The sequence below is a fragment of the Lysobacter antibioticus HS124 genome, from assembly GCF_000336385.2.
In the GTDB taxonomy this organism is placed as follows: domain Bacteria; phylum Pseudomonadota; class Gammaproteobacteria; order Xanthomonadales; family Xanthomonadaceae; genus Lysobacter; species Lysobacter firmicutimachus.
On the sequence record NZ_HG424480.1, the window covers coordinates 1 to 11,279 of the forward strand.

An 11,279-nucleotide genomic window follows, 5' to 3' on the forward strand; every position below is an offset into this window, starting at 1 on the left:
CTTCCAGGTCAAGCTGCGCGGCCAGCGTATCGAGTTGGGCGAGATCGAAGCGCAGCTGATGCGCCTGGACGGCGTGGGCGAGGCGGTGGTGACCGCACGCGAGGACGGTGCGGGCGAACCCCGCTTGGTCGCCTACTGGATCGGCGAACCCGGCGCAGCGCGGTTGGACGCCACGCAACTGCGCGAGCGACTGAGCCGGCGCCTGCCGGACTACATGCTGCCGGCGGCTTACGTCGCCCTGGACGCCTGGCCGCTGACTACGAGCGGCAAACTCGACCGCAATGCGCTGCCGGCGCCGGATGGCGGGGCGCTCGGTCGTCGCGCCTATGCGGAACCGCAGGGCGAGGTCGAACAGGCCATGGCCGCGATCTGGTCGCAATTGCTCGGCGTCGAGCGGATCGGCCGCGACGACGATTTCTTCGCGCTCGGCGGACATTCGCTGCTGGCGATCCGCCTGCTCGAACAATTGCGCCGGCACGGCTGGTCCAGCGACATCCGTTCGCTGTTCGCTCATCCGACCTTGGCCGGGTTGGCCGCGGCGGTGCAGGGCGGCGCGGACGAGGCGACGACGGTGACAGTGCCGCCGAACCGGATTCCGCCCGGTTGCGAGACGATCGAGCCGGCCATGTTGCCGCTGGTCGCGCTCGACGATGCGGCGATCGAGCGCATCGTACGCACCACGCCGGGCGGCGCGGGCAATATCCAGGACATCTATCCGTTGGCGCCGCTGCAGCAGGGCATCTTGTTCCATCACCTGCTGCAGCGCGAACGCGACACTTACGTCCTGCCGACCCTGCTCGAATTCGACGATCGCGGCCGCCTTGACCGTTTCGTCGCCGCCTTGCAGCGGGTGCTCGCGCGGCACGACATCCTGCGCACCGCGGTGCATTGGGAGGGGTTGCCCGAGCCGGTGCAAGTGGTGTGGCGCCGCGCCGTGCTGGATCTTCGCACGCTGGAATTGCCGCCGGGGCCGCAGTCGGCCGAGCAGCGGCTGCGCGAGCATCCCCAGGTGCGTGGAGCGCGTATCGACGTGCGCCGCGCACCGATGATGCACGCGCATGCCGCCCGCGCCGACCGCGGCGAGCGCTGGCTGCTGCTGCTGAGCTATCACCACCTGGTGATGGACCACAACACCCTGGAGCAACTGGTCGAAGAAATCGCCGCCATCGAGCGCGGCGACGAAGCCGAACTGCCGCCGTCGGCGCCGTTCCGCGACTTCGTCGCCCAGGCACGGCTCGGCATCGGCGAAGCCGAGCACGAAGCCTATTTCCGGGCCATGCTCGGCGACCTGGACGAACCGACCGCGCCGTTCGGATTGCTCGACGTGCAGGGCGACGGTTCGAAGATCGAACAGGTCCAGCGCGCCGTGTCCGGCGAACTGGCGGCGCGCCTGCGTTGGCAGGCGACGGCGCACGGGGTCGGCCCGGCCAGCCTGTTCCACCTGGCCTGGGCGCAGGTGCTCGGCCAGTGCAGCGGGCGCGACGATGTGGTGTTCGGCACGGTGCTGTTCGGACGCATGCACGGCGGCGGCGCCGACCGGGCGATCGGCATGTTCATCAACACGCTGCCGCTGCGCTTGCGGCTCGCCGGCCGCAACGTGCGCCAGGCCGTGCGCGAGACCCACGAGCGATTGAGCGGCCTGTTGCGCCACGAGCACGCCTCGTTGGCCCTGGCCCAGCGCTGCAGCGCAATGGAAGCGCATACGCCGCTGTTCTCGGCGCTGCTCAATTACCGCCATAGCGAAGTCGGCAGCGCCGCGCTGACCCGGGTGCTCGATGGAGTGCGCCTGCTGGATGTGCACGACCGCACCAACTATCCGTTCAGTCTGCACGTCGACGACACCGGGCGCGGATTCGAACTGACCGTGCAGGTCGATGCCGCGGTCTCGGCCGAGCGCGTCGCCGGCTTCGTCGAACAGGCGCTGGCCGGCTTGGCGGAAGCGCTGGAACGCACGCCCGATGCGCCGCTGAGCGCGCTGGATGCACTGCCGGCCGCGGAGCGGCGGCGCGTGCTCTACGACTGCAACGACACTCGCCGCGACTACGCCGCGCCGGCGCTGGTCCACGAGGCCTTCGAACAGCAGGCGGCAGCGCATCCGGAACGGGTCGCGCTGGAGCTGGACGGCGCGCAGCTGAGCTATCGCGCGCTCAACGAACAGGCCAATCGCCTGGCGCGGCACCTGCGTGGACTCGGCGTGGGGCCCGATCGATGCGTGGCGATCTGCGTCGAACGCAGCCTGTCGATGGTGGTCGCGATCCTCGCCACGCTGAAGGCCGGCGGCGCCTACGTGCCGCTGGACCCGGCCCATCCGGACGGACGGCTGGCGCAGATGCTGCGCGACAGCCGCCCGGCGGCGCTGCTGACGCAGCATCGTCTGCTGCCGCGGTTGCTGCCGGACCAAGCCGCGCTGGTGTTGCTCGACGACGCGATGCCGGCCTGGGCCAAGGCTTCGGCCGCCAACGTGCACGGCGGCGAGCTGGGCCTCAAGCCCGAGCACTTGGCCTACGTGATCTACACCTCGGGTTCCACCGGGGAGCCCAAGGGCGTGGCCATGCCGCATCGCGGCCTGGTCAACCTGCTGGCCTGGCAGCGCGAGCAATTGCCGGAGCCTGCGCGCACCCTGCAATTCGCCGCGCTGGGTTTCGATGTCGCCTTCCAGGAGATCTTCAGCACCCTCGGCAGCGGCGGCACCCTGGTGCTGCTGCACGAGGAACTGCGTCAGGACTTGCCGGCGCTGGCCGAATGGGTGGCGCAGGAGTCGATCGAACGCCTGTTCTTGCCGTACATCGCGCTCAACCGCCTGAGCGAGCTGTGGGCGCAGCGCGCCGAGCCGCTGCCGATGCTGCAGGACCTGATCACTGCCGGCGAGCAATTGCGCATCACCCCGGCGATCCGGCGTCTGTTCGCCCGCCAGCCGCAGGCGCGCCTGCACAACCACTACGGCCCGACCGAGAGCCATGTCGTCACCGCGCACACGCTGAGCGGCCCGGCCGAGCACTGGGAAGACTTGCCGCCGATCGGCAAACCGATCGGCAACAGCCGCGTCTATCTGCTCGATGCGCACGCCAGGCCGGTGCCGGTCGGCGTCGCCGGCGAGTTGTACCTGGGCGGCGTGCAGATCGCTCGCGGCTATCTGCAGCGGCCGGCGTTGAGCGCGCAGCGCTTCCTGGCCGACCCGTTCGACCGCCGCGGCGGCGGACGCATGTACAAGACCGGCGACCTGGGCCGCTGGCGCGAGGACGGCAGCATCGAATACCTCGGCCGCAACGACTTCCAAGTCAAGGTGCGCGGCTACCGCATCGAACTGGGCGAGATCGAGGCGCGACTGATCGGCATCGACGGCGTTCGCGAAGCCGTCGTGCTCGCCCGCGACGAGCGGGCAGGCGAAACCCAGTTGGTCGCCTACCTGATCGCCGAGCCCGGTGCAGCGAAGCCCGACCCGGCGCAGTTGCGCGCGCAATTGAGCCAGGGCCTGCCGGACTACATGCTGCCGACGGCCTACGTGACTCTGGACGCCTGGCCGCTGACGCCGAACGGCAAGCTCGACCGCAAGGCCTTGCCGGCGCCCGACAGCGAGGACTACGGCCGCCGCGCCTATGTCGAACCGCAGGGCGAGTGGGAGCGGGCGCTGGCCGCGATCTGGTCGCAACTGCTCGGCGTCGATCGGGTCGGACGCGAGGACGACTTCTTCGAACTCGGCGGACACTCGCTGCTGGCGGTGCAATTGATCTCGCAAGTGCGCGAGCGCTTCGACGCCGAACTGGCGTTGTCGACCCTGTTCGTCCAGCCGCGCCTGGCGGAACTGGCCGCCACGGTGGCCGCGGCCGCGAGCGTCGCGCCGGCCGTCCAGCCCCTGGGCAGCCGGATTCCGGCCGCCGACCGCTCGCAGCCCTTGCCGCTGTCGCCTGCGCAACAACGGCTGTGGTTCATCGCCGGCGTCGATCCGCAGGCCAGCGTCGCTTACCACATCCCCGGGGCGTTGCGCCTGCGCGGCGCGCTCGATCGTCAAGCCTTGCGCAGCGCTTTGGACGGCGTGGTCGAGCGTCACGAATCGCTGCGCACGCGTTTCGTCGCCGTCGACGGTCAGCCCTGGCAGGTGATCGATCCACCGCGCGGCTTCGAGTTGACCGAGCAGGATGCCAGCGGCCTCAGCCCGGCGCAGATCGAGACGTTGTGCCGCGAGGCCGCGGCGCAGGCCTTCGATCTCGCGTCCGGCCCGCCGATCCGCGGCCGCCTGCTGCGCGTCGCCGCCGACGAGCACGTGCTGCTGGTGGTGATGCACCACATCGTTTCCGACGGTTGGTCGCTGAGCGTGCTGATGCGCGAAGTCGCGCAGGCTTACAGCGCCCGGCGCGAGGGCCGGGCGGCGATCGCGCAGGCGCTGCCCGTGCATTACCCCGACTACGCGGTCTGGCTGCAGCAACGGCTGGCCGAGCCGCAGGCACAGGAACAACTGCAGGCCTGGGTCGAGCACTTGCGCGGCGCGCCGGCCTTGGTCGCGCTGCCGACCGATCGGCCGCGACCGCCGTTGCAGGATTACCGCGGCGCCAGCCTCGAGGTCGGCCTGGACCCGGCGGCGAGCGAAGCCTTGCGCAACCTGGCCCAGCGCCACGGCGCGACCCCTTACATGGTGGCTTTGGCGGCCTGGGCGGCGGTGGTCGCGCGGTACAGCGGTCAGCGCCGGGTGGTGATCGGCAGCGCGCACGCCGGCCGCGACCGGGTCGAGATCGAGCCCCTGATCGGCTTCTTCGTCAACACCCAGGCGATCCAGGTGGATCTGGATGCGGCGGCGAGCGCGGCCGAACTGTTGGCGCAGGTCCGGCACGCCGCGTTGCAGGCGCAGGAGCGCCAGCAGGTGCCGTTCGAGCGGCTGGTCGAGGCCTTGAATCCGCCGCGTTCGATGGCGCATGCGCCCGTGTTCCAGGTGATGCTGACTTGGCTCAACACTCCGGAGGTGAAGCTGGAGCTGGTCGGCCTGGAGGTGGAGCGGGTCGAGAGTCTGCCGGCCAGCGCGCAGTTCGACCTGGCCCTGGACCTGCAGGACGAAGACGAGCGCGTGATTGGCAAGTTCAACTACGCCACCGCGTTGTACGACGAGGCGACGGTGCGCGGCCTGTGGGACAGCCTGGCGGCGATGCTGCGCGGCATGGCCGCCGACGATCGCCAACCGGTCGAACGGATCGACCTGCTCGACGGGCCGCACCGTCGGCGCCTGCTGCACGAGTTCGCCGACGGCGGCACGGCGCTGCCGGCGCATCCGTTCGTACAGGCCGCGTTCGAACGTCAGGCCGCGCAGCGGCCGGACGCGGTCGCGCTGGAGCACGACGGCGAATCCTGGACCTATGCCGAACTGGATCGGCGCGCCAATCGGCTGGCGCATTACCTGCGCGGACTGGGCCTGCGCGCCGACGATCGGGTCGCGCTGTGCCTGCAGCGCGGGCCGGAGCTGATCGTGGCGGTGCTGGCCACGCTCAAGGCCGGCGCCGCCTACGTGCCGTTGGACCCGGCCCACCCGGATCAGCGCCTGGCCTGGTTGTTGCAGGATTGCGCGCCGGCGGCGCTGCTGACCCAGACCGCCTTGCGCGAACGTCTGCAGGCGCCGGCAGGCTGCAGCGCGATCGCGCTCGACGCGACCGCCTGGGAGCACGCGCCGTGGGCCGCCGCACCGGCGCATGCGCCGGACCTGCGTGCCTGGGCCGGCGACGGCTCGCACCTGGCCTACGTGATCTACACCTCCGGCTCGACCGGTACGCCCAAGGGCGTGATGGTCGAACACCGCCAACTTTCGCATCAGATCGCGGCGCTGCAGGCGCTGTACGGATTCTCGCCCGACGATCGCGTGCTGCAGTTCTCCGGCCTCAGTTTCGACGTCGCCGGCGAGGAGATCTTCGGCGCGCTCAGCCACGGCGCGACGCTGGTGCTGCGCACCGACGACTGGTTGGCCGAACCGCAGCGTTGGTGCGAGTTGTGCGACCGGCACCGCCTGACCATCGCCAATCTGCCGACCCTGTTCTGGCAGCGCCTGGCGCAGACGCCCACGGCGGCGCTGCCGGCCCGGTTGCGTCAGATCGTGATCGGCGGCGATGCGGTCGGTGCGGCCGCACTCCAGGCCTGGTGGCGTCGCGACGGCCATCGTCCGGCGCTGGCCAACGCCTACGGCCCCACCGAGACCACGATCAACGCCAGCGTGGCGCGTTGCCGTGCCGACGATGCGCCGGCCAGCATCGGCCGGCCGGTCGCCAATGCGCGGATCTACGTGCTCGATGCGCAGGGTCGGCCGCTGCCGGTCGGCGGGATCGGCGAGATCTGGATCGGCGGCGCCGGCGTGGCGCGTGGCTACCTGCATCGCCCGGAGCTGACTGCGCAACGATTCGCCGCCGACCCCTTCGCGCCGGCCGATGCCCAGGCGCCGCGCATGTACCGCAGCGGCGATCTCGGCCGCTGGCGCCACGACGGTACGCTCGAGTTCCTCGGCCGCGACGACCAGCAGGTCAAGTTGCGTGGGTTCCGCATCGAGCTGGGCGAGATCGAAGCCGAGCTGTTGCGCCTGGACGGAATCTCCGAGGCAGCGGTGGCAGTCGGGACGGGGCAGGGCGAGGACCGCCGCCTGCTGGCCTACGTGGTCGGAGGCGAGGCGCATACCGATCCGGCGGCGCTGCGCGCGCGTCTGGCCGAGCGCCTGCCGGATTACATGCTGCCCGCGGCCTTCGTGCGCCTGCAGGCGCTGCCGCTCAACGCCAACGGCAAACTCGATCGGGCCGCGCTGCCGTCCCCGGACGACGCGGCCTACGCGCAGGCCGCATTCGATCCGCCTCAGGGCGAGCATGAAATCGCCCTCGCACGGTTGTGGTCGGAACTGCTCGGCGTCGGCACGATCGGCCGCGGCGACGGCTTTTTCGAACTCGGCGGCCACTCGCTGCTGGCCGTGCGGATGATCTCGCAACTGCGCCAGCGCCTGGGCGTGGAACTGGCGCTGAGCTCGGTGTTCCTCCGGCCGCGCCTGGCCGACCTGGCGGCGGAGCTGGCGAGCGCCGTCCCCGGAGCGGTCGCGCCCATTCCGTTGGCCGACCGCAGCCTGCCGTTGCCGTTGTCGCATTCGCAGCAACGGCTGTGGTACGTGACCCGGATCGACGCCCAGGCCGGCGCCGCCTACCACCTGCCGGGCGCCTTGCGCCTGCGCGGCGAACTCGACCGCGCCGCGTTGCAGGCGGCGCTGGACCGTATCGTCGCGCGCCACGAATCGCTGCGTGCGCGCTTCTTCGCCATCGACGGCCAGCCGCGGCAGCGGATCGAGCCGCCAGCGCCCGTCGCGATCGGCTACCGCGTCCTCGAACCCTCCGACGAAGCCGGCCTGCAAGAGTTGTGCCGCGCCGAAGCCGCGGCACCGTTCGATCTGGAGCGCGAACCGCCGCTGCGCGTGCAGTTGCTGCGCTTGGCGCAGGACGATCATGTGCTGCTGCTGACGTTGCATCACATCGCTGCCGACGGCTGGTCCCTGAGCGTGCTGGCCCATGAGTTCTCGACTCTGTACCGAGCGTTCCGTTCCGGCACCGCCGACCCACTGCCGGCCTTGCCGGTGCAGTACGCCGATTACGCGGCCTGGCAGCGGCAGCGTGCGCAAGGGGCGCAATGGCAGGCTCAATTGCAGTACTGGGCGGATCGGCTGCGCGATGCGCCGCCGTTGATCGGATTGGCCACCGACCGGCCGCGTCCGGCCAGCCAGGATTACCTGGGCGCCAGCTTCGACGTCGCCCTCGACCCCGCGCTCAGCGCCGACTTGTCGGCCCTGGCGCAGCGCCACGGCGCGACTTTGTACATGGTCGTGCTGGCGGCCTGGGCGGCGGTGCTGGGACGGCTGAGCGGCCAGTCGCAGGTCGTGCTGGGCAGTTCGCTGGCGGGGCGGGACCGCGCCGAGTTCGAACCGCTGATCGGTTTCTTCGTCAACGCCCAAGCGCTGCGCTTCGAGCTGGACCCAGGTCTCGACGTCGCCGCATTGTTGGCGCAGGCGCGCGAGGTGGCGCTCCAGGCGCAGCAGCACCGCGAGGTGCCGTTCGAACAAGTGGTCGAAGCGGTCAATCCGCCGCGTTCGCATGCCTATAACCCGATCTACCAAGTTCGCCTGGCGTGGCAGAACACGCCGCCGACACGGTTGATCGCGGATGGGTTGGCCTTGGACACGCTGGCCTCGCAGGCCGGTCACGCCCAGTTCGACCTGTCGCTCGACCTGGAGCCGACTGGGGCGGGCATCGTCGGCCGGTTCAATTACGCCACCGCCTTGTACGACGAGGCGACGGTACGCCGGCACTGGAATGCACTGGCGGCGATGCTGCGTGGCATGGTCGCCGACGAAACGGCGCCGGTCGCGCGGATCGGCCTGCTCGACGCCGAGCAACGCGAGCGGGTCGTGCATGGCTTCAACACCTCCGGCACGACCGACAACGAGGACCTGCTGCACCGCCTGTTCGAACGCCAGGCTGCGGCGCAGCCGGCGACGCCGGCCTTGGTCTATGACGGGCAAGCGCTGAGCTACGCCGAACTCAACGCACAGGCCAACCGCATCGCCCACCATTTGCGCAGCCTGGGCTTGCGCCCGGACGACCGCGTCGCGCTGTGCCTGGAGCGCAGCCTCGAGCTGGGCGTAGCCTGGTGGGGCACGCTCAAGGCCGGCGGCGCCTGCGTGCCGCTGGACCCGGTGCATCCCGACGAACGCCTGGCGCACATGCTGGCCGATAGCGCGCCGATCGCGGTGCTGACCCAGTCGCATCTGCGTTCGCGCCTGCAGGTGCCGGCCGGCTGCACGGTGCTGTCGCTCGACGAGGCGCCGGAATCGGCCCCCTGGGCGCAGGCTTCGGCGCAAGATCCCGACCCGGACGAAATCGGCCTGGCGCCGTCGCATCTGGCTTACGTGATCTACACCTCCGGCTCGACCGGCTTGCCCAAGGGGGTGATGGTCGAGCATCGCAACGTGCTCAACTTCCTGCTCGGCATGGAACAGCGCATCCATGGCCCGGCGCCGGATTGTCGGCGCATCGCCTGGAATTCCTCGTTCGGTTTCGACATGGCGGCCAAGGCCTGGGGCCAGCTGTGCTTCGGCCGCAGCGTGCATCTGCTGAGCGAACGCACCCGCCTGGATGCCGAGGCCTTGCTCGACTACATCGAGCGCCATGCGATTGAGGCCATGGAGTGCACGCCTTCGCATTTGCGCATGCTGCAAGCGGCCGGTTTGCTGCGCGGTCGCGGCGCCGGCATGCGCAAACTGCTGCTGGGCGGCGAGGCGCTGGATCTTGCGGCCTGGAAGGCGCTGACCGAGGCCGACGCCGTGGTGTTCCACAATATGTACGGCCCGACCGAGTGCAGTGTCGACGCCACCTGCGGGCCGGTCGCCGGGGCGGCGCCGCAGATCGGTCGTCCCATGCCCGGCGCCCGGGTGTACGTGCTCGATGAGCACGGCGAGCCGGTGCCGATCGGCGTGCCCGGCGAGATTTTCATCGGCGGCGCCGGCGTGGCCCGCGGCTACCTGCACCGCCCCGGGCTGAGCGCCGAACGCTTCGTTCGCGACCCGTTCGCCCGTGGGGCCGACGCGCGCATGTACCGGACCGGCGACCTCGGTCGCTGGCGCGACGACGGCACGATCGAGTATCTGGGGCGCAACGATTTCCAGGTCAAGATCCGCGGCTACCGCATCGAGCTGGGCGAAATCGAAGCGCGGCTGGCCGGGCTGGAGGGTGTGCGCGAAGCGGTGGTGGTCGCACACGCGGACCGCCCGGGCGATCCGCGCCTGATCGCCTACCTGCTGTGCGAACCCGGTGCGCAGCCGGACCCGGCCGGACTGCGCGAGCGGCTCGGCGCGCAGCTGCCGGACTACATGCTGCCGGCGGCCTACGTCGTCCTGGATGCCTGGCCGCTCAACGCCAACGGCAAGCTGGACCGCAAGGCGTTGCCGCCGCCGGACGACGACGGCGTGGCGCACCGGACCTACGCCGCCCCCGCAAACGACATGGAGCGCCGCCTGGCGGCGATCTGGGGCGGCCTGCTCGGGGTCGAACGAGTCGGCCGCGACGACAACTTCTTCGAGCTCGGCGGGCATTCGGCCCTGGCGATCCAGCTGATCCATCTGATGAGCGAACAGCAACTGCAGGTCGACGTGCAGATGGTGTTCAACGCGCCGACCCTGGCCGACCTCGCCGCCGCCACGGCGCAATGGGAGGAAATCGAGCTATGAACGCTTCCGAGCTGATGGCGACGCTGCAAGCGCGCGGACTTTCGTTGCGCCTGGACGGCGAACGGCTGCGCCTGCTCGGCGACCCGCAAGCGCTGGCCGAGTCCGCGCTGGTGGAGGCCCTGCGCGAGCGCAAGTCCGAGCTGATCGCCCTGCTGCGCGAACGCGGTGCGGTTGCGGGGGGCGATTACCGCATCGACGAAGGCGCGACCGCGATCAGTCCGCAGATGCTGCCGTTGGCCGGACTCGACCAGGCCGCGATCGATCGGCTGCTGGCGCAGGTGCCGGGCGGCGCCGGCAACGTGCAGGACGTTTACCCGCTGGCGCCGTTGCAAGAAGGCATCCTGTTCCATCACCGGCTGCATGGCGAAGGCGAGGGCGATGCCTACGTCATGCCGACCCGGCTGCGCTTCGACAGCCGCGAGCGCCTGGATCGTTTCGTCGATGCCTTGCAGGAAGTGATCGCGCGCCACGATACCCTGCGCACTTCGGTGCATTGGGAAGGCCTGGAGCAACCGGTGCAGGTGGTGCATCGACGCGCCGAGCTCAAGATCGAGACGTCGATCGCGGCGGCGGGCGTCAGCGCGGCCGAGCACCTGCAGACGCAGGCCGACCCGCGCCGATTCCGGCTCGATGTGCGCCGCGCGCCGATGCTAAGCGGGCACGCGGTGCAGGATCCGGACGACGGCCGCTGGCTGTTGCAGCTGCTGCATCATCACCTGATCCTGGACCACACCGCGTCCGAACTGTTGGTGCAGGAGGTGATGCTGATCCTGCAGGGGCGGCGTTCGCAGTTGCCGGCACCGGTGCCGTTCCGCCGCTTCGTCGCCCAGGCCCGGCTAGGCATGGGGCAGCCCGAGCACGAGGCCTATTTCCGCCGCGAACTCGGCGACGTCGACGAAACCACTGTGGCGTTCGGGCTGCGCGACGTGCAGGGCGACGGCAGCGGCGTGATCCAGGCCCGTACCGGACTCGACCCCGGCCTCGCCCGGCGCCTGCGCGAACAGGCCCGCGCCCACGGCGTCGGTGCGGCCAGCCTGTTCCATCTGGCCTGGGCGCA

2 protein-coding genes are annotated in these 11,279 nt (G+C 70.6%); both read left to right on the top strand.

Annotation, left to right across the window (positions count from 1 at the left end; all coding sequences use genetic code 11):
- Positions 1–13 precede the first annotated feature (13 nt).
- Positions 14–10,222: a non-ribosomal peptide synthetase gene (locus TX83_RS08315; protein ID WP_261370065.1), complete on the top strand. Its 10,209-nt coding sequence runs from the start codon at positions 14–16 to the stop codon at positions 10,220–10,222.
- Positions 10,219–11,279: condensation domain-containing protein (locus TX83_RS08320; protein WP_261370064.1), on the top strand; the 1,061-nt coding region annotated here is incomplete at its 3' end. The genes TX83_RS08315 and TX83_RS08320, both read left to right, overlap by 4 nt.